Consider the following 17,140-nt stretch of genomic DNA (forward strand, 5'->3'; position numbering starts at 1 on the left):
TAGACGGTTGTGCGGGCCAAGGCGGCAGCAAGGGCTATGCCGTTGGAACCCGCGCGAAACGCCGGGCGCGGCGCGTTTCGTTGCGGGCACCGACAATGATAGTCAATTCGATTGCGGCTCGCGCGGGGCGCCGGAATTCGCTCAGGCCGACGGCACGCGCCCCACGCTGATCGCCGCGCAAAAAGCCGCGTGATCCGCGACCGTCTGCGCGCCATAGCGCTCGGCCCACATCGCGTAGGCGGCGTCGAGCCGGTCGGAGTTGCCGCAATACCCGGCGATGAGCGCGGCATCGCCGGTGCGCGCGTGGGCGCGGGCGAGCAGGAGGCCGAGGCACCACGCGTAAAAGTCGAAGGTCGCGCCGTGCAGCCAGTCGACGGGAATCGAGCCGCGGATCTGCTTCATCTGGCGCACGTAGAAGTCGCGGCCGGAAATGGTCGTCCAGCCGAGCAGCGCATCCGATGAACTCTGCATCAGACGCTGACCGTGCACGACCCGCCGTCCCTGATGGCGATACGGCTCCGGGAGCGGCGGCACGAACGGCGCGGCGGCCGGCACGATGCCTTCCTTCACCTGAATGAAGAGCGGATCGCCGAGCGCGCGGCCGAGCATCAGCACGAGATACGCGCGCGTGCCGACGCTGCCCACGCCGACGACGCGATGCGCGACATCCACGACGTCGTAGCGTTCGAGCATCATGCGCCATTCGCCGGCGAGCGTTTCCAGATAAGCCTTCAGGCCATCGATCACATGATTTTTCTCGGCGGCGTCGAGCGCGGTCAGGATCGGCGGATCGGCCTTGAAGCGATAGCTTTTGCCGACGGGCTCCGCGACTTTCGCGAGCATAGTCGCGTGCGAGCGCTTCATCGCGCGTTCAACGGTTTTCTCTATGGTCGCCTTCTCGTCGGAATCGAGCTTCGTGGGCGCGTCCATGTGCAGCGCGCTCGCGTAGGAGCGCATCTGCCAGAGATCGTAGGGGCTTACTTGCCAGAGTCCGGCCATCGTCGTGCGATACGCGGCGCACGCCGAACGCACGGCGCTTTCGCGCCCGGCGGCATCGACGCCATTTTCGCGCGCCGCGACGTTGATGCTCGCGGTCAGACGCTTCAAGTCCCATTCCCACGGACCGACGAGCGTTTCGTCGAAATCGTTCAGATCGAACACGACGTCCTGGCGCGGCGTGCGAAAAAGGCCGAAATTATTGACGTGCGCGTCGCCGTCGATGATGACGTTGTGGCCGATCGAAGGCGACTTCGCCAGATCCCACGCCATCACCGTCGCGGAGCCGCGCAGGAACGCGAACGGCGACTCGGCCATGCGTTGCATCCGCAGCGGAATGAGCCGCTCCTGCCGGCCCGCGTTGCCCGCGAGCACGCGTTCGACGGGATCGGGCCGGTCCGGCTCGGGCGACCAGGCGCCGTGCGCGTCGAACGGAACCGCGTCGCGCAGTGAACGGCCCATGGCGCGGCTTTGCTCGGCCGCGCCGTTGATGGGTGTATTCGTCGAAGCGGAACCAGGGCGGGTGGACAAGGCGCGTTCTCCTTCGGCGATAAAAGGGCGTGTCGAGCGTTCGTCGAACGCAGAGCATTCGGCGCTCCCGGCGGGAAGGTTTTACACGCGCAGCGCATGACGCGGGTGCGTCTCGATGGCGCGAACCGCATGAAGCAAGCTGCACGCCGGGCCGGGGCACGGGCACGGGATATGCTCTTTACGATCGGCTTGAAGCCGCGCAATGCCAACGCACGATCCCGACGCACTTCGCGTCAATCTTTCGAACACATCATCTCATGCCCAACGAAATCCGCATTGCCGAAGGCTCCCCGTTTCCGCTCGGCGCAACCTGGGACGGACAGGGCGTGAATTTCGCGCTGTTTTCCGCGAACGCGACCAAAGTCGAGCTGTGTCTCTTCGATGAGAAGGGCGAAAAGGAAACGCAGCGCATCGAACTGCCCGAATACACCGATGAAGTCTGGCACGTCTACGTTCACGGCCTGCAACCCGGCGCGGTCTATGGCTATCGCGTGCATGGACCGTACGAGCCCGAAGCCGGACATCGCTTCAATCCCAACAAGCTGCTGCTCGATCCGTACGCGAAGGCGCACGTCGGCGAACTGAAGTGGGACCCGGCCGTGTTCGGCTATACGCTCAACGCCGAAGGCGACGATCTCACCTTCGACGAACGCGACAGCGCGCCCTTCATGCAGAAGTGCCAGGTCGTCGATCAGGACTTCTCGTGGACGCATGCGACGCGCGTGCGCGTGCCGTGGGAGCACACGATCTTCTACGAGACGCACGTGCGCGGCTACACGAAGCTGCATCCGGCGATTCCGGAGCACATGCGCGGCACTTTCGAGGGGCTCGGACAGAAGGAAGTGGTCGATTACATCAAGAGCCTGGGCGTGACGTCGGTCGAGCTTTTGCCGATCCACGCGTTCGTCAACGACAGTTATCTGCTCGACAAGGGCCTCACGAATTACTGGGGTTACAACACGATCGGCTTTTTCGCCGCCGATCCGCGCTACTTCGCGCGCGGGCCGGGCGTCGTCGCCGAGTTCAAGGAAATGGTCGACCGGCTGCACGAGGCCGGCCTCGAAGTCATCCTCGACGTCGTGTACAACCACACCGCCGAAGGCAACGAACGCGGGCCGACGCTGTCGTTTCGCGGCATCGACAATGCGTCGTACTACCGGCTGATGCCCGAGGAATCACGCTATTACATCAACGATACCGGCACCGGCAATACGCTCAACCTGTCGCATCCGCGCGTCCTGCAGATGGTCACCGACAGCCTGCGCTACTGGGTGACGGAGATGAACGTCGATGGCTTTCGCTTCGATCTCGCGACGATTCTCGGCCGCGAGCCCTACGGCTTCGACGAGGGCGGCGGCTTCCTCGACAGTTGCCGGCAAGACCCGATTCTCTCGAGCGTGAAGCTCATCGCGGAACCGTGGGATTGCGGTCCGGGCGGCTATCAGGTGGGCGGCTTTCCGCCGGGCTGGGCGGAATGGAACGATCGTTACCGGGACACTGTGCGCGAATTCTGGAAGGGCGACGAAGGCGTGTCGCCTGAGCTCGGCAAGCGCATCACCGCATCGGGCGACAAGTTCAACAAGCGCGGGCGCCGTCCGTGGGCGAGCGTGAACTTCATCACCGCGCACGACGGCTTCACGCTGAACGATCTCGTCTCGTACAACGAGAAGCACAACGAGGCGAACGGCGAGGACAACAAGGACGGCCATTCGGACAACAAATCGTGGAACTGCGGCGTCGAAGGTCCGACCGACGACCCCGAGATTCGCGCGCTGCGCGAGCGCCAGAAGCGCAACATGCTCGCGACGCTGCTGTTTTCGCAAGGCACGCCGATGCTGCTCGCCGGCGACGAATTCGGCCGCACGCAGAAGGGCAACAACAACGCGTATTGCCAGGACAACGACATCAGCTGGGTGAACTGGGACATCGACGACGATGGCCGCGCGCTCACCGAATTCGTGCGCAAGCTGACGACGCTGCGTCACACGCTGCCGGTGCTCAGGCGCCAGCGCTTCCTGACCGGCGAATACAACGAGGACCTGCAGGTCGCCGACGTCCGGTGGCTCGGCACGACCGGCGACGAACTCACGCAGGAGCAATGGGACGATCCGAACATGCGCTGCTTCGGCGTGGTGATGGACGGGCGCGCGCAGGCGACGGGCATCCGCAAGCCGGCATCGGATGCGACGCTGCTGCTCATCGTCAACGCGTATCACGACGTGGTCGATTTCACGCTGCCCGACATTCCGGGCCCCGACGAGTGGATCTGTCTCATCGACACCAACGCGCCGATTCGCGAGGAATTGCCGGAGTTCGGCGCGGACGATGTGTATCAGGTGACGGGCCGCTCGCTGCTCCTGTTTGCGCTTCAGCCGCGCGGCGCGACCAAGCGCATTTTCAAGCGGCTGGAAGAAGCGCTGACGGACGAAGTCCCGCCTGAAGGCGAGGCGAGTTGAGGCTCGCGTCGGCGGGGTCCGGCGCGCGAGCGGTTATCATCTGGTTTTTGCGATAGCGACAGTAGGCGGCGGGAGCCGCCTTCTTTTTTCCACGATGGCCGTATCTTTCACGCATGAACGCGCGCCTCTTCAAGGCCGCGTGGCGCCGACGGCATGATCCTGCATGCCATCCTGCGCGTCGCGAGCTGGGATCAGCTCGAGCGCATCTGGGAATTCATCGTCGGCTTCTTCAAGTTTCTCTGGGGCCTGCTGCGCTTTCTCGGCGGCGGTTGATGCGCTGATCTTCACGACGAAACCAAAAGGGCTCCGCGAAACGGAGCCCTTGTTTTTCGTACGCGAGCAGATCAGGAATCGCGCCAACTGTCGTCGTTGCTGCCGAGGTCGAGGTTTCCGCCCCCGCCGCCATCGTTCCAGTCGTTGGAGCCGTTGCCGAAATCGAGGCCGCCGCCGTTGTCGTTGCCGAAGTCGAGACCGCCGTTATCGTTCTGCGGCGGACGATCGACGGGGACTTCGCGCTCGATCACGCGATCGCGCCCATGCGAGAGCGCCTCGTCCAGCAGCACGCCGGTAAGCAATCCGCCCATGCCGCCGCCGAACCCGCCGCCGCCTTGCTGGATGATGACGGGCGGCTGCTGCCCTTGCTGCGGCGGATACGGCCCTTGCTGCGGATACTGCGGCTGGCCGCGTCCGAAACGCTCGGCTTCCTGCGCATATGGCGAGCCGTTCGGTGCGCCGGCTTGCGCATAGTTGTTCGCGTTCGGATCGGGCCGGCCTTCGGCGCGCGCCTTCAGGCTTGCAACCTGATTCTCCAGATTTTCGATCGCATACGGTGGTACCGGATTCTTCGAGTTCGACAGCGATTCGACCATCTCGCGCAACTGCGTTTCCGCGCCTTCGACGTCCTTCAGCAGCGCTTCATGGCCCGGCGCGGTGGAGAGCCGCACGTCTAGTTTGAGCGTGCGCACTTCGTTGAGCAGTTCGGTTGCGCGCTTGATCTGCGAACGGCGATCGTTCTCGGCCTGACCGTCGTCGCGTGAGCGCGCACGGCGCAAGCCCCAGCGCAGCACGAGCGCGATCGCCGCGATCAGGATCGCCAAACCGATCCACGCGCCCATGCCGATGCCGTGCGTCTGCGGCGCGGGCGCGGCTTGTTGCTGATTGAAGGGATTCTGTGCGCTCGACGTAGTCGCGCCGTTGTCCGATCGCGGCGAGATGCTCGCGCGCGTCGCGTCGGCCTGAATGCGGGCCTGCGTGGCCGCGAAGCGCGACGGATCGGTGAAGCTCAATGCGGGATCGAGCGATTTCGCTTGTTGCAGATGCGAAAGGGCGTCGCTGTAACGGCCTTCGCGGTCGAGAACCTGCGCGTAGAGATAATGCGCGTGCGCGTTCTTCGGATGCGCCTCAAGCACTTCGCTCAGTTGCGAGTCGGCCTTTTGCCAGTTGCCCTGCGTCATCGACTGCTCGACCTGCTGCGCGGTCGGCAACGCGAACGCGAGCGGGGATGCGAGCGACAGCGACAACGCCAGAGCCGTCAAGAACTTTTTCATGATGCGGGCCGGACGCGATGAACGTCCGTCTCCTGTCGATGCAATCGTGTACTGCTCAAGGTAACGCATATTCGTGCGACGCGTGGCTTGCCCGGCGGCTCGCCACGCATGCACACGCCAGCACTTATTGCGCCGGCGGATTCAACTGCTTCTTCAGCGCTTCGAGACGGTCTTCGACGGAAGGCCCGCGATTGAGCGCGGCGAGCTTGTCATCGAGCGCCTTGCCGGACTTCTGGTCCGCCGAATTCAGGCGCGCATCCGAGCGGGCGTTGGCGAGCTGAACCTTGTCTTCGAGCTTCTGAAAGTCCTCCGAAAGATTCTTTCCGCCGATGCCGCCCAGCGCCGTCGCCGCGGTGTCCTTCGCCTGCGCGATCTGCTGCTTCGCCTGAAGGATGTTCGAGCGCGCGTTCAGATCGTTGCGGCGCTGACGCATGTCCGTGATCTGCTGCTTCAGATGATCGACCGAAGGCACCAGCGTCTGCAGTTCCGCGGCGAGCGCGTCGCGTTCGGTTTCGGCGTTCGCCTGCGCCGCGAGGGCTTCGCGCGCGAGGCTTTCATCGCCGGACTGCAGCGCGCGCTTCGCGCCGTCTTCGTACTTCTTCGCCTTGTCGGCGGCAGCGTCGCGCTTGCTTTGCTGCGTCGCGACCTGCGCTTCGATCTCGATGAGCGAGTTTTCCGCCTTCGCGATGCTGTCGTCGAGTTCGCGCACGATCTGGCGAGCGTCGCGCGAAGGGTCCTGCATGGTGTCGGCGGCGTCGTTCAAGAGGCCTTTGACCGTGCGCGTGATGGAATCGAAAAGCGACATGTATTTCTCCTGGAGGAAGACGGCGGCGTTCACTCGATCCACGCGCCGCGCGGCTCGAATGTGAGGCGCAATGCGCGGGATTGCAAGCGCACGCGAGCTTCGCGTGCACGCCGGGTTTACCCGCTCATTAGATCATGCCGCGGCTTAACCGGGACTTAACGGAAGGTTAAGGAGTGTAACGGCGCGCCTTGCCGGAAAAGGCAGGCAGGGCGCCGGTGGCTAGCGCTCGGTGTGCGTGTCGTCGGTCAGCGAGGCGTCGTCGCCCTCATCGGCGTCATGCTCGAGTGCGTCTTCGGATGCGGGGGGCTCGGGATGCGCCTGCGCAAGCGTGCGCGCCTGCGCTGCGCGTTTGGTCGCGCTTGCGGCGGCATCGCGGGCTTCGCGTGCGGCGGCTTTCGCAGCGACGCTCTTCAGCGCGGCGTTGAGCGCATCGGGCGCTTTGGGCGCGCGCAGCCGATCGACGATGCCCGCGACCTTGATCTGCTCGCTCGTCGCGTTGAAGTTCAGCACGGCGCGCCGCATAAGCTCGCTCACGCTGATGCCGAGGGAGTCCGCTGTATTGCTGATGGCCAGCTTCTGCGCGGGAGTCACGAAAACAACGATGCGTTCGCTGGGTTTGGTCGTCATGGGCGGCTCACAAACAGTAAGGCGATCGTAACCGGACTAAGGGGACGACCGCGGCTTCGGTTCATCAAACTGCACGACATCGTTATTGCAGGCTCGCGAGAGCCGTTTCGGGAACCCGCGATCCATTCATCCATCATATCGGTTTGCGCGCGGCCGTGCGTGTGAATGGCCTCGCATCACACGCGATGAGCGTTGCGCAAAAACGGCGCGCGATCAACGACTTGTGCATTTTCTCATACGGTTGTCCACAAGGCTCTCAACACTTTCTGTGGGTAACACAACATTGGCGCGCATCTGGCGGGCTCGCGGCAATTTACTTACAAAAAAATCCTGCGCATTTTGTGGTGGCCCGCGCGAATTCTTTAAAATGCGCTGTTACCTCCGGCCGGATCCGGCCTGCACATTCGCTCGTCCCGTCTTGGCAGTCGCGTCGTTTTTCGGCGCATCGCAGCGCGGCAGCGGGCGCGCTTCATGGCGCGCCGAACGAACCCAGTCATGCCTATCATCAAACGACCCGACTCATCGAATTCCTCGCGCTACGATCGCGAACCCCGCTGGAACGACTCACGCAACGACTCACGCAATGACTCGGGCGGCCGCGACGGCGGCGGGCGCAACGGCGGTGGCGGCCGCAATGACCGCAACGATCGCAATGACCGCGGCGGCCGGGGCCGCTCTCCGCTCGCACGCATCGCGCTCTGGTTCGCGGGACTCGCGGCCATCGGCGTGGTGATCGGCGCGCTCATCGTCGGTTATGCGCTCGTCGTCATGGGGCCGAATCTGCCGTCGCTCAATGCGCTCATCGACTATCGTCCGAAGGTGCCGCTGCGCGTCTATACGGCCGATCACGTGCTGATCGGCGAGTTCGGCGAGGAGCGCCGCAGCCTCGTGCGCTTTCAGGACATTCCCGATCAGATGAAGAAGGCGGTGCTCGCAATCGAGGATTACCGCTTCTACGATCACGGCGGCGTCGACTTCGTCGGCATCCTGCGCGCGGGCGTGACCGATCTGATGCACGGCGGCGCATCGCAAGGCGCGAGCACGATCACGATGCAGGTCGCGCGCAACTTCTTCCTGTCGAGCGAGAAAACCTATACGCGCAAGATCTACGAGATGCTGCTCGCGTACAAGATCGAGAGCGCGCTCACGAAGGATCAGATTCTCGAGCTGTACATGAACCAGATCTATCTGGGCGAGCGCGCGTACGGTTTTTCGGCTGCTGCGCGCGTGTACTTCGGCAAGGACCTGAAGGACATCACGCTTGCCGAAGCGGCGATGCTCGCGGGCCTGCCGAAAGCGCCGTCGGCGTATAACCCGGTCGTCAATCCGAAGCGCGCGAAGGTGCGTCAGCAGTACATCCTGAAGCGCATGCTCGATCTGAACTTCATCACGCGCGAACAGTTCGCTCAGGCGAGCGCCGAGGAAATTCACACGAAGTCATCGGGCACCGAATACGGCGTGCATGCGGAATACGTCGCGGAAATGGTCCGGCAGATGATGTACGCCCAATACAAGGAAGAGACCTACACGCGCGGCCTCACGGTGACGACGACCATCGATTCCGCCGATCAGGACGCCGCGTATAAAGCCGTGCGCAAGGGCGTGATGGACTATGAGCGCCGGCATGGCTATCGCGGGCCGGAGGGCAATGTCAATCTGCCGTCGAACGCGGATGACCGCGCCGAGGCCATCGAAGACGCGCTCGTCGATCATCCGGACAACGGCGAGCTCGTCGCGGCGGTGGTCACGGCCGCGAGCCCGAAGCAGGTGAGCGCACAGTTCGTCGGCGGCGATACTGCGACGATCGCGGGCGACGGCCTGCGCTTCGTGGCGGCGGCGCTGCGCAACAACGCATCGAAGGCGCTCGCGATCAAGCCGGGCTCGATCGTGCGTCTCACGAAGGACGGCAAGGGCAACTGGCAGATCACGCAGTTGCCGCAGGTCGAAGGCGCACTGGTTTCGATGACGCCGCAGGACGGCGCGATCCGCGCGCTCGTCGGCGGCTTCGACTTCAACAAGAACAAGTTCAATCACGTTACGCAGGCATGGCGTCAGCCGGGTTCAAGCTTCAAGCCGTTCATCTATTCGGCGGCGCTCGACAAGGGTCTCGGACCGGCGACCATCATCAACGACGCGCCGCTGTATTTTCCCGCGGCGGGCGGCGGCGATGCGTGGGAGCCGAAGGACGATGACCAGCCCGACGGCCCGATGTCGATGCGCGTCGGCCTGCAGAAGTCGAAGAACCTCGTGTCGATCCGCATCCTCTCGTATATCGGCACGGGCTACGCGCAGGACTTCGTCACGCAGAAGTTCGGCTTCGACAAGGACAAGACGCCGCCTTATCTGCCGCTCGCGCTCGGCGCGGGTCTCGTCACGCCGTTGCAGTTGAGCGGTGCGTACTCGGTGTTCGCGAACGGCGGCTATCGCATTAATCCGTATCTGATCGCCGAGGTCGCCGATGCGCGCGGCACCGTGATCTCGCGCGCCAATCCGCTGATCGCGGGGAGCAACGCGCCGCAGACGCTCGAGCCGCGCAACGCGTACATCATGAACAGCCTGCTGCATACCGTCGCGACGCAGGGCACGGGCTCGGGCACCAACGTGTTGAAGCGCAACGATCTGCAAGGCAAGACCGGCACGACCAACGACGCAAAGGATGGCTGGTTCGCGGGCTATCAGAAGCAGCTCGTCGCGGTCGCGTGGATGGGCTACGACCAGCCGAAGACGCTCGGCAGCCGCGAGTTCGGCGCGCAGCTCGCGTTGCCGATCTGGGTCGAGTACATGGGACGCGCGCTGCGTGGCATTCCGCAGGAGCAGATGGAGCGGCCGGACGGCATCACCACGGTCGATGGCGAACTCTTCTACGCCGACCGGACGCCGGGCGCGGGATTCGTCGCGAGCATCGGGCTGGATAACGCCAATCCGATGGCGGGCGATGCCACCACGATGGGCGGCGTGGGTCCGGCGGGCATGCAGGCGCCGCCCGCGCCGCAGGTTACGACCGACGAGCGCAAGCAGATCATGGATCTGTTCAGCAAGCACTAGCGATAAAAAAGCGCGCCGGACTTCACAATCCGGCGCGCTTTTTTTTGGGGGGCGCGAAACTCAGTGGCCGACCGTCGCTGCCGACTTCACGTCACAGTTCACCTTGAGCGTCGACTTGTCCGCGAACGATAGCGTGAGCGGAATCGTCGAGCCGACCTTGAGCGGCTTGCCGGGCTCTTCGAGCATCAGGTGATAGCCCTTCGGCGCGAAGTTCAAGGTGCCGTGCGCGGGGACATCGACGGAATCGACCGCCGACATCGTCGCCGTGCCGTTCTTGCTTTCCGACTTGTGCATCATCGTCATGCCGAACGCGGGCGTTTCCGCGGCCGTGAGGGTCGCGGGTTTGTCGCCGTTGTTGGCGACGGTGAAGTAGCCCGATGACGGCAGGTTCGGCGGCATCGCACGAACCCAGCAATCGCGGGCCTCGAGCGTCGCGGCCTGAGCGAACGATGCGCAGACGAGCGCGCTCGCGAGTACAGCGATTTTTTTCATTGTGTCCTCACTTGACGGTGAAGTTGTAGTGGCCTTGCGTGCGATGCCCGTCGGCCGCGAACGCGCTCCATTGGACCTTGTAGACGCCCGGCGCGAGATCGGGGAGCGCGACGCTCATGTGCTTTTTGTCGCGTGCATCGACTGTGGATTTCTCGGTGTTGACTTGCGTGCCCTGCGCATTGGTGACGATGAGCTTGCTGAAGGTCGGTTCGAGTGCTTCGCCGAAGTCGATCGCAACTTCGTGCGGGGCGCTGACGGTCGCGCCGGGGCCGGGTTGTTGCAGCTTCGGCAATGCATGCGCGAATGCGAGTTGCGCGGAGCCGATGAACGCGAGCGCGAGTGCGCTGCGCATCAACGATGATGAAAGCATGATGTGTCCTTGCGTGCCCGAAACCGATGGGGGTTCAGGCGATGAACGAAGTCTGTGTTTGCCGATGCGAATCAGGCGAAGGCGGGCGGGGCGCGCGGTTGTGCGGCGGTGAGCGATGCTCGGCGAGGCGCGTCGGTGCGATGATTTGCGACGAAGGTTTCGCGCGGCGGGAGAAGGGCGGCCGCGCGATGCGGCGATACGGTCGGCGTGGGCGCGTGCGCGATGAGATCGCAATAAGCGCAGGCCTGCAGATGATCGACGGTGTCATGCTTTTGCGGATGCGTGTCGCGCGATGACTGGGCATCGGTTGCGCACACGGACGCGAGCAACGATTCGATGCGCGCATGTTCGAGCGTTTGCGATGCGACGGGCGCGAGCGAGAGCAGCAGGATCGCGCATATCGCAGCGAACCCGCCGATCTTCCCGATGATGCCCCGACGCAAGTGATGCATGCCGATACATGGACGATGATGAACGAGCGATTATGCCATGCGCGTTTGTAGGCGCTTCGCGAGGGATGGGACGCATCGATTGATTGTTTTAGAAAATAGGGTGTTGCGGCAAAGTAAGCGATGACATATAATCTTTTCTTCGACGGACGCGGGGTGGAGCAGTCTGGCAGCTCGTCGGGCTCATAACCCGAAGGTCGTAGGTTCAAATCCTACCCCCGCAACCAATATCGGCAAGCCGTCACACCATCAAACCCGCCTTTGAGCGGGTTTTTTGTTGTCTGTCTTTTCAATGCAAATATGCCTTGTCAATCGCGCGGCCAGAACCGCGCTCGTGCGCGCCCGAGTCGCATCAAGGATCAGCGAAAGGCCTGCGGCTTCTACCACCCGTTCGCCAACTAAAGGCCTGATGCGTGCAGCGCTCGGACGCGCGATCAGAAATGAATCGCTCCTTGCGGAAGCCACGACATCGATTCGAGGGGAACCTCAGTCGAACGCTCACTCATCGAGGGCCTGCTGAAGCATCCTCAACCGCGTCCTGCCATCCGGCATGAAGTCCGTGCCGAAGCGCACAAGCCCCTCGCGTCGTAGGTGACACGCCATCGTGAAGCTCAATAGCATGCCCGGCTCGGGCTTGTTGATCTCGATGTCGATCGCCCTCAGGCGTGGCTCGTACTCGAGCAACGTCGACTCGATCTCGGTTTTCAACTTATGCGCGGAAGCCGGCAAGTGCCGGTATATCTCGGACAGATCGTCGAGCCCATACCCGGGCAAATGCGCGAGCGCCTTGCGACGGCTGTTGAGAATCCGCTGGATGTTGTCCCGCACCGAATAGAAAGTCTGCTCTTCGGGCGAGTGATCGATGATCGCCGTTCCGTCCGCGAAGTGTCCGGTGATCCGCTCGAAGAGGCCGGGTCCCGCGCGCATCATCGTTTGACCTCGTGTTTCATGCCTGCGCTCCTTTCATTGCGTCATGCGGGCAACGGACGCATCCAGCCACGCATTGATTCCAAACCAGATCAGCCCGACCACTACGCAAGCGACTGCGATGCCGGCGAGCGGAGAGATTCGCTGCGTCCACGCACGCATAATTGGCGCTTTGACGATGACGGAGCCATCATCCTTCTGCTGCCTCTGCTCGACACGAAGCTGAGCATCGATGGCCCGTCGGAGGCGAATTTTCGCGTCGTCGCCTTCGAGGGCGAGTCTCCCCGTGAAACCGAGATCCAGCACCGCGCCGAAGATCGCGAGCAGCGCAAGCACCGGCCTGGGGTCTCGCAGCCGCTCTCGGATTCGCCGCACGAGTTCTTCGCCGGCATCGTTGGTCTCGAACTTCTCCAACTGCAACGGTCGGCGTTCCCAGTCCTCGCGTTCATCGCCTCTTAGACTGTTCAAGGCCGCTTCGTCGAGCAGCGCGCACTGGGCGTATCGGGCGTCCTCGATCACGTCTTGCGGATACCCTCGTGCTTTGAGTTCGGCAGTCAGGGCATCGATTTGAGCTTTGCACGTCGTTTTCAAATCGTCCGCAGACTTCTCTATGCTTTCGTCGGCAAAATCCGCGACCGTGAGCGCCGTGTCGCGCAGCGCCACCGGCAGCAGATCGATGTCGACATTCAATGTCATGCTGTTCACGTCGGTAGCACCGCATAAAGTTCGAGCGAAACATCGGGAATTGAGGCAGGCACGTAGAACCGACACGCGCGCGCATCGATCATGCGTTTGAAAGCCGGGTGCGATGCATCGAGCGCGAAGTACTGGTTCTCGATGCGTACCGGAATCGCCGCGGGCAGACGCGCCATCGGTTTGATCGGAATGCCGGAGAGCGCCGAATTGACGATCTGTTCGACTTCATCGGGCGCGCCCGCCTTGCAGAGTCTCGGGAACTGCTCGATGAGTGCATGAGCGGGCAGCGCGGCCTGCACCGAGAGGTAGTAATCCGCATCCTCGACGAGCCGCTCGTCTTCGATCTGGCCGGTCCAGACCGTGCCGCGCACGCGCTCTAGTGCGATCGGCACCACGCGCGATGGGATGACCGTATCGAGCAAATTGCGAATGAGCGACTCCAGCTCCGCGAACACGGGCTCCGGTGCGCGATGGTCGTAGGCGGGGAGCGCCTGCAACGTCTCCGTCGTGGAGAAAGTCAGAAGCGAACCCGCCAGCCGCGAAAGCAGCGCATAGAGCCGCTCCGGATGCTGATTCGGTGCCTGCACCAGCCGCGCGAGTTCCGGCCAGGACGAGTTCACGCTGTGCAGCAGCCAGAAGAGCGAGACGTCGGCGACCGCGTAGTCGGCGATCTGGTCCGAACGTTCGCGCCGGCGCACCGCCAGGCTCGCGCTCTTCGCGCTGAGGATTTCCGACAGGCGCTTCATGCGTGTCGTCAACATCGTATGGGCCGACAAGAACAGGCACGGCGGCACGAAGGCCGCATCGAGTTCGAAGCGTCCCTGCGCATTGCGGATAAAGCGCGCAACCGGGCACGTCACGTAATCGCCGCCCGCCTCGAAATCGAACAGCAAAGAGACGGCGTGGCGTTCGACGCTGATTTCTTCCTTACCTTCGCCGTACAAATCAGCGACGTGCAGATACTCCCGCACGAACCGGCGTGGCCGGGCGGGTTTCGCCCCAGGCTCGATGCAGTTGCCGCCTTGCGCATCGACGAGCGCCACACCCGCGAGCACCGTTATCGCATCGTATTGCGAGCCGACTTCATCGAGACTGCGCGCGGCCGGGAGCCAGTCGGACGTGTCGCTGTCGATGAGCGTCCCATCGGGCAAGCGCAGTACCAGCTTGGTGAACTGCACACGATCGATGCCCAGCGCCTGTTTGTCGACTGCCACGTCGATCACGCCCCAAGGATCGGGGCTCGCCATCTCGGCGATGCGCGCGTTCGCGAACTGCTCCCACAACGCTTGTTGCTGGAAGTGCTGCGGCGTCATAAAGACGCCTTGTGCCCATAGGGGTCTCGTTATTTTCATAAGGTTGAAGGTCTTGATGTCGCCGGGAGCGCGTTTCGACACGCTTCCGCCGGATTGAACGGGTTCAATTCTTCGCCCTGGGCATCTGCGAAGTGAGCGAGAGACCGATGTCCATGCCCTCGATCTGGAAATGCGGCACGATAAAGAGCTTCATGCGAAAGAACCCCGGGTTGTCCTCGATGTCTTCCACCTCCACGCGCGCCTCGCGCAGCGGGTGCGAGGCCTGCAAGTCGTCGCCAGGCGCGGTCATTTCGGTGACGAGCGTCTTGACCCAGGTGTTGAGCTCGAGCTCCAGCAGCCGCCGGTCCTTGGTCGTACCGATGTTCTCGCGCTGGATCATCTTCAGATGATGCGCGATTCGCGAGAGCAGAAAGATGTAAGGCAAGCGGGCATTGACGCGGCTGTTGGCGCTCGCTTCCTTGGTGTCGAAGTCCTCGGGCTTCTGAACGGAGTGCGCGGAGTAGAAGCACGCGTCATCGTGATTTTGGAAATGCGACAGCGCGATCAGACCGATATGAGCGAACTCGAACTCACGCGTCTCGGGCACGAGTGCATCGGTGCGAATCTTGGCGAGATTGCCGGCGCCGAGCGCGTACAGTTGCGTGGGCAGGTTCTCGACGATCCCGCCCGCGCGCGGCCCGCGGATCTGGATGCACCAGCCGTTGCGCACGAAGCTTCGCACGAGATTGGTGGCGAAAGCGAACGACGCGTTCGCCCAGAGATATCCGGCGCCATTCGAATGGTTCACCGCCTCGGTGTAGTTGAATGAGCGCACCGGTGTCGTATCAGCACCGTACGGAAGACGCGCCAGAAAGCGCGGCAGCGTCAGACCCAGATAACGCGCATCGTCCGTCTTGCGCAGACTGTTCCATCGAAAATATTCGGCGCGTTCGAAATGGCCGCGCAGGTCGCGAATTGCGACGACATCTTCCATTGATGCCTTGCCGAAGAATTCAGGCGACACCGCGCCGATGAACGGCATGTGTGCGGCGGCGGACACTTTCGAAATGTCGCGCAACAGCGCCATATCCTGCGGGCTGCGATCGAATGCGTAGTTTGAGATCAGAGCAGCGATCGGCTGGCCCCCCGGTGTGTCGTATTCCTCGGTGTAGGTGTGTCGGAACAGGCCGCTCTGAACGACGTCGGGTGCGTCTTCGAAATCCCGCCGCAGCGTTTCCTTGTCGACGTCGAGCACTTCGATGTGCACATTCTTGCGAAAGTCTGTTTGGTCGACCAGAAACTTCAAGCCCCGCCAGGCCGCTTCGAGCCGCTGGAAGTCGGGGTGATGCAGGATCGCATCGAGTTGATCGCCGAGCCGTTGATCGACACTCGCGATCTCCATGTCGATGTGCAATTCGGATGATCGCTGCGGCGCGGAGGCAGATCGATCGGACGCGTCAATGACCGCGTGCGAAGTGAGGTGTCGAGAATCGGACGGAATATGCACCAACATGCTTGAATATGCTTTAAGCGCGGTAACGAGAGCAATCGCCCTAGAGGCGAGACCGCGTGCCGTTAATTCGATGAGGCGGCAACGTATATCACGTCCGAACGTGAGATGCTATCGCGCTTTGAGAAAGATCAGGAATACGGATAACTAAGACATTTCCCTCTTACAGATCGATTGCCAATGAGCTATGGTCCGATGCCAATGGCGCATCCATGCGAAGACTGATCACCGCTTGCTTTCTGGCAAGCATCGATAGCATTGCAGAGAAAGGAGTGTATGACCATGTCCAGCTTATTGGACGCAGCAGAGCGGATCACGAGCCTGGTGACGGGGCGTCAGTCGCAGCACCTTGAAGTGCCGAGCGCAGACAGTGCGGCGCTCCTGTCAGTGACGGCGCATCATATCTCGGAGAAGATGGGCGAGCCAGTGGTCTTGACGGTCCTCGTCTCCCACCCCCGTGCCATTTCCCGTCGCGACTATCTGAACCAGGAGGCGAGCTTTTCGCTGACCGCCGATGACGGTACCACGCGTAAGTGGTCTGGGTTCATCTCGTCATTCTCAAGAATCAAGACGACAAACGACTTCGTGAGCTATGAGATTGTTGTCAAATCTCATCTCGCGCGCCTGCAGGGCATTCGCGACACCAAAATCTATCAGCACAAGACGATCCCTCAAATCCTCGAGGCGATCTTGGTTCGTCACAAGTTCAAACCGCACCAGTACCTTTTTCGGTTGCGGGGCGTGTATCCGTTCGCGAGTACCGTCAACGACGCCTCGCTGCCGGAACTCGCGCGTTTTCTGCGTCCGCAAGGCGGGCTCATCGACACGTTCCTCGCCACGCAACTCGCGGGCGTGATCCAGTTACAGGGCGACCAATGGGTGCCGGTGGACTGATGCGCGGGGTCGAAGTGAGCGTGACACTCGACAGCACGCGCTTCGCGGGCGACGGAGATCTGGACATGTTCGGCGGCATGCTGAATCGCTTCCTTGCGCTCTACGCGACGCTGAATCTCTATACGAAGCTGGTCGTCATCTCCCAGCCGTCGGGCGCGCGCATCGAGTGGCCGGAGACGAAGCCGAAGCAAACCAGTCTGGGATTGACGACGCAACTGTTCGACCGCTCGGCCCCGACGGACGAGCCTGCGCGCACTACGCGCGTGCATCTGGGGCGCTGGGATGGCGCAGCCGAATAAATCAAGCAGGGCAGGACCGACCATGCATCACTACAACTCGAATGCTTCCATCACGGGCCGCCTGATGCGAAGCGCAACGACCGCACTCGCCACGGCCAGTCTGCTCTCGATCGCCGGCTGCGGCGCGTGGCAGGCCACGAAGGACAGCACGGTAAGCGCAGCCGAGTGGCTCTTCACCACGCAAGTCAAGTCGATGAACGTCGA

The 17,140-nt window shown here is 62.7% G+C and carries 14 protein-coding genes, 1 tRNA gene and 2 pseudogenes; 6 read left to right on the forward strand and 11 right to left on the reverse strand.

Annotated features, from left to right (window positions below; all coding sequences use genetic code 11):
* Nucleotides 1-141: 141 nt before the first annotated feature.
* Complete coding sequence (locus tag NCS02_RS06665; RefSeq protein ID WP_175980003.1) at nt 142-1,527, reverse strand: DUF2252 domain-containing protein; 1,386 nt, start codon at nt 1,525-1,527, stop codon at nt 142-144.
* Nucleotides 1,528-1,784: 257 nt separating this feature from the next.
* Here NCS02_RS06665 and glgX point away from each other — a divergent pair, with 257 nt between their 5' ends.
* Nucleotides 1,785-3,983 carry a glycogen debranching protein GlgX gene (glgX, locus tag NCS02_RS06670; RefSeq protein WP_008349981.1) on the forward strand — a complete coding sequence of 733 codons (2,199 nt, stop codon included), beginning with the start codon at nt 1,785-1,787 and terminating at the stop codon, nt 3,981-3,983.
* A 344-nt stretch (nt 3,984-4,327) separates the two neighbouring features.
* Here the strand turns inward: glgX and NCS02_RS06675 are convergent, their stop codons facing one another.
* From NCS02_RS06675 to NCS02_RS06685, 3 genes are all read right to left on the reverse strand, one after another.
* A complete protein-coding gene (locus tag NCS02_RS06675) occupies nt 4,328-5,530 on the reverse strand; it encodes a tetratricopeptide repeat protein (RefSeq protein WP_250522955.1) in 1,203 nt (400 codons plus the stop codon).
* Nucleotides 5,531-5,654: 124 nt separating this feature from the next.
* Nucleotides 5,655-6,335 carry a PspA/IM30 family protein gene (locus tag NCS02_RS06680; protein ID WP_034473631.1) on the reverse strand — a complete coding sequence of 227 codons (681 nt, stop codon included), beginning with the start codon at nt 6,333-6,335 and terminating at the stop codon, nt 5,655-5,657.
* Nucleotides 6,336-6,554: 219 nt separating this feature from the next.
* The gene (locus NCS02_RS06685; protein WP_008349975.1) at nt 6,555-6,962 is read right to left on the reverse strand and encodes a plasmid mobilization protein; all 408 of its coding nucleotides are present in this window, start codon (nt 6,960-6,962) and stop codon (nt 6,555-6,557) included.
* Between the two features lie 495 nt (nt 6,963-7,457).
* Here NCS02_RS06685 and NCS02_RS06690 point away from each other — a divergent pair, with 495 nt between their 5' ends.
* Entirely contained in the window at nt 7,458-10,007 is a 2,550-nt protein-coding gene (locus NCS02_RS06690) for a penicillin-binding protein 1A (protein WP_244808038.1), read from the forward strand.
* Nucleotides 10,008-10,067: 60 nt separating this feature from the next.
* On the opposite strand, the gene NCS02_RS06695 is transcribed toward NCS02_RS06690, so the two are convergent.
* The 3 genes from NCS02_RS06695 to NCS02_RS06705 all read right to left on the reverse strand — a co-directional run bounded on the left by NCS02_RS06695 (nt 10,068) and on the right by NCS02_RS06705 (nt 11,321).
* On the reverse strand, nt 10,068-10,499 hold the full coding sequence (locus NCS02_RS06695) for a copper chaperone PCu(A)C (protein WP_008349971.1): 432 nt from the start codon (nt 10,497-10,499) through the stop codon (nt 10,068-10,070).
* A 7-nt stretch (nt 10,500-10,506) separates the two neighbouring features.
* Nucleotides 10,507-10,869, reverse strand: a complete 363-nt coding sequence (locus NCS02_RS06700; protein WP_008349969.1) for a copper resistance CopC family protein — start codon at nt 10,867-10,869, stop codon at nt 10,507-10,509.
* A 71-nt stretch (nt 10,870-10,940) separates the two neighbouring features.
* Nucleotides 10,941-11,321 (reverse strand): DUF2946 domain-containing protein, encoded by a 381-nt coding sequence (locus tag NCS02_RS06705; RefSeq protein ID WP_034473600.1) that lies wholly within the window; start codon nt 11,319-11,321, stop codon nt 10,941-10,943.
* Nucleotides 11,322-11,468: 147 nt separating this feature from the next.
* On the opposite strand from NCS02_RS06705, the gene NCS02_RS06710 reads away from it, so the two are divergent.
* A tRNA-Met gene (locus NCS02_RS06710) sits at nt 11,469-11,545 on the forward strand.
* Nucleotides 11,546-11,816: 271 nt separating this feature from the next.
* On the opposite strand, the gene tssE is transcribed toward NCS02_RS06710, so the two are convergent.
* From tssE to tssC, 4 genes are all read right to left on the reverse strand, one after another.
* Nucleotides 11,817-12,245 carry a type VI secretion system baseplate subunit TssE gene (gene tssE, locus NCS02_RS06715; protein ID WP_244808114.1) on the reverse strand — a complete coding sequence of 143 codons (429 nt, stop codon included), beginning with the start codon at nt 12,243-12,245 and terminating at the stop codon, nt 11,817-11,819.
* Nucleotides 12,246-12,281: 36 nt separating this feature from the next.
* Entirely contained in the window at nt 12,282-12,941 is a 660-nt protein-coding gene (locus NCS02_RS06720) for a DotU/TssL family secretion system protein (RefSeq protein ID WP_244808039.1), read from the reverse strand.
* Between the two features lie 5 nt (nt 12,942-12,946).
* Nucleotides 12,947-14,293, reverse strand: a complete 1,347-nt coding sequence (gene tssK / locus NCS02_RS06725; protein ID WP_175980007.1) for a type VI secretion system baseplate subunit TssK — start codon at nt 14,291-14,293, stop codon at nt 12,947-12,949.
* A 64-nt stretch (nt 14,294-14,357) separates the two neighbouring features.
* Nucleotides 14,358-15,746 (reverse strand): type VI secretion system contractile sheath large subunit, encoded by a 1,389-nt coding sequence (gene tssC, locus NCS02_RS06730; RefSeq protein ID WP_175980008.1) that lies wholly within the window; start codon nt 15,744-15,746, stop codon nt 14,358-14,360.
* A gap of 411 nt (nt 15,747-16,157) precedes the next feature.
* Here tssC and NCS02_RS06735 point away from each other — a divergent pair, with 411 nt between their 5' ends.
* The 3 genes and pseudogenes from NCS02_RS06735 to NCS02_RS06745 form a co-directional block, all read left to right on the forward strand.
* A complete protein-coding gene (locus tag NCS02_RS06735; RefSeq protein WP_244808115.1) occupies nt 16,158-16,637 on the forward strand; it encodes a contractile injection system protein, VgrG/Pvc8 family in 480 nt (159 codons plus the stop codon).
* A pseudogene (locus tag NCS02_RS06740) lies at nt 16,628-16,819 on the forward strand (type VI secretion system baseplate subunit TssF); the annotation flags it as partial. The gene NCS02_RS06735 and the pseudogene NCS02_RS06740, both read left to right, overlap by 10 nt.
* A gap of 181 nt (nt 16,820-17,000) precedes the next feature.
* Nucleotides 17,001-17,140, forward strand: a pseudogene (locus NCS02_RS06745) (type VI secretion system lipoprotein TssJ); the annotation flags it as partial.

The sequence above is a fragment of the Caballeronia sp. NCF2 genome, from assembly GCF_023631205.1.
Classification (GTDB): domain Bacteria; phylum Pseudomonadota; class Gammaproteobacteria; order Burkholderiales; family Burkholderiaceae; genus Caballeronia; species Caballeronia zhejiangensis.

Bases quoted from the DNA above. Each gene is read 5' to 3' on its own strand.
- glgX (WP_008349981.1), top strand. From the start codon at position 1,785: ATGCCCAACGAAATCCGCATTGCCGAAGGCTCCCCGTTTCCGCTCGGC.
- NCS02_RS06675 (WP_250522955.1), bottom strand. From the start codon at position 5,530: ATGAAAAAGTTCTTGACGGCTCTGGCGTTGTCGCTGTCGCTCGCATCC.
- NCS02_RS06680 (WP_034473631.1), bottom strand. From the start codon at position 6,335: ATGTCGCTTTTCGATTCCATCACGCGCACGGTCAAAGGCCTCTTGAAC.
- NCS02_RS06685 (WP_008349975.1), bottom strand. From the start codon at position 6,962: ATGACGACCAAACCCAGCGAACGCATCGTTGTTTTCGTGACTCCCGCG.
- NCS02_RS06690 (WP_244808038.1), top strand. From the start codon at position 7,458: ATGCCTATCATCAAACGACCCGACTCATCGAATTCCTCGCGCTACGAT.
- NCS02_RS06695 (WP_008349971.1), bottom strand. From the start codon at position 10,499: ATGAAAAAAATCGCTGTACTCGCGAGCGCGCTCGTCTGCGCATCGTTC.
- NCS02_RS06700 (WP_008349969.1), bottom strand. From the start codon at position 10,869: ATGCTTTCATCATCGTTGATGCGCAGCGCACTCGCGCTCGCGTTCATC.
- NCS02_RS06705 (WP_034473600.1), bottom strand. From the start codon at position 11,321: ATGCATCACTTGCGTCGGGGCATCATCGGGAAGATCGGCGGGTTCGCT.
- tssE (WP_244808114.1), bottom strand. From the start codon at position 12,245: ATGCGCGCGGGACCCGGCCTCTTCGAGCGGATCACCGGACACTTCGCG.
- NCS02_RS06720 (WP_244808039.1), bottom strand. From the start codon at position 12,941: ATGACATTGAATGTCGACATCGATCTGCTGCCGGTGGCGCTGCGCGAC.
- tssK (WP_175980007.1), bottom strand. From the start codon at position 14,293: ATGAAAATAACGAGACCCCTATGGGCACAAGGCGTCTTTATGACGCCG.
- tssC (WP_175980008.1), bottom strand. From the start codon at position 15,746: ATGTTGGTGCATATTCCGTCCGATTCTCGACACCTCACTTCGCACGCG.
- NCS02_RS06735 (WP_244808115.1), top strand. From the start codon at position 16,158: ATGGGCGAGCCAGTGGTCTTGACGGTCCTCGTCTCCCACCCCCGTGCC.